This is a genomic window from Methylobacterium dankookense, from assembly GCF_902141855.1.
Classification (GTDB): Bacteria; Pseudomonadota; Alphaproteobacteria; order Rhizobiales; family Beijerinckiaceae; genus Methylobacterium; species Methylobacterium dankookense.
In genome coordinates this window covers 1-1427 of sequence record NZ_CABFVH010000118.1, presented here as the reverse complement: position 1 = coordinate 1427, position 1427 = coordinate 1, and the positions used below count along the sequence as shown (strand labels likewise).

The 1427-nt window shown below is 68.0% G+C and carries 1 protein-coding gene; it reads left to right on the top strand.

Going from position 1 to position 1427, the window contains the following annotated elements; genetic code table 11:
* Positions 1-160 precede the first annotated feature (160 nt).
* Entirely contained in the window at positions 161-1360 is a 1200-nt protein-coding gene (locus MTDSW087_RS29820; RefSeq protein WP_144769401.1) for an IS256 family transposase, read from the top strand.
* Positions 1361-1427: the final 67 nt, after the last annotated feature.

Below are 1427 nucleotides of genomic sequence, written 5' to 3'. Positions count from 1 at the left end.
GGTCGTGTCCCTGATGGTGGTGTAGCTCGCTGGTAGCGGGAGAGCCCGCCTGCGCGCCCTTCACAGCGCTGTAGCAGGCGGGCTCTCCCGCGGGGTGGCCATCGGTGGTTGCCGGGTAGGGTCGGGTTGCGAGCACCAACCCCGAGCCGAGAGACCCCCGATGACCGACGAGATGATGGCCCTGCGCGGGCTGATGGAGAAGAGCGCCGACGCCGATCTGCTGCGCGAGATGATCGGCTTTGCGGCCGAGCGGCTAATGGAGCTGGAGGTCGGTGGCCTGACCGGGGCCGCCCATGGCGAGAAGAGCGCCGAGCGGCTGGTCCAGCGCAACGGCTACCGTGACCGGGATTGGCAGACGCGGGCCGGCACGGTCGAGCTACGCATTCCGAAGCTGCGCAAGGGCAGCTACTTTCCGGGCTTCCTGGAGCCGCGCCGGATGGCCGAGAAGGCGCTCACGGCCGTGATCCAGGAGGCCTACATCCAGGGCATCTCAACCCGCTCGGTCGATGACCTCGTCCAAGCCATGGGCGGTACGGGCGTGTCGAAGAGCCAGGTCAGCCGGCTTTGCCAGGAGATCGACGAGCGGGTCGGCGCGTTTCTCGACCGGCCCATCGAGGGCGAGTGGCCCTATCTCTGGATCGATGCGACTTACGTGAAGGTGCGCCAGGACGGGCGTATCGTCTCGGTCGCCGTCATCGTGGCGGTCGGCGTGAACACCGATGGTCGCAGGGAAGTGCTGGGCATGGATGTCGGCCCCTCCGAGGCCGAGACGTTCTGGACGGACTTCCTGCGCAAGCTCGCCCGCCGGGGGCTGCGCGGGGTCAAGCTGGTGATCTCGGACGCCCACGAGGGCATCAAGGCGTCAGTGGCCAAGGTCATGAACGCGACCTGGCAGCGCTGCCGCGTCCACTTCATGAGGACCGTGCTCGCCCATGCCGGGCGCAGCGGGCGGCGTGTCGTCTCCGCCTTCATCGCCACGGCGTTCGCCCAGGACGATGCCGACGCAGCCCGTCAGCAGTGGCGGCGCGTGGCCGATCAGCTCCGGCCCAAGGTGCCCAAACTCGCTACCCTGATGGACAGGGCCGAGCCGGACGTTCTGGCCTACATGGGGTTCCCGGCCGCACACCGGATCAAGCTCCACAGCACGAACCCGCTGGAGCGCCTGAACGGCGAGATCAAGCGCCGGACCGAGGTCGTCGGCATCTTTCCCAACGAGGCCGCCATCACCCGCCTTGTGGGCGCGATCCTGCTGGAACAGAACGACGAATGGGCCGTCCAGCGCTCGCGCTACATGACCCTGGAAAGCATCGCCCCAATCGGCGATGATCCCCTCGTCAGCCTGCCCACCCTGGCAGCCTGATCCTCCCGGCCCAAGCCGGTGATCGCGATGGCTCTCAACGAGCTACACCACGCCAAGGGACACGACC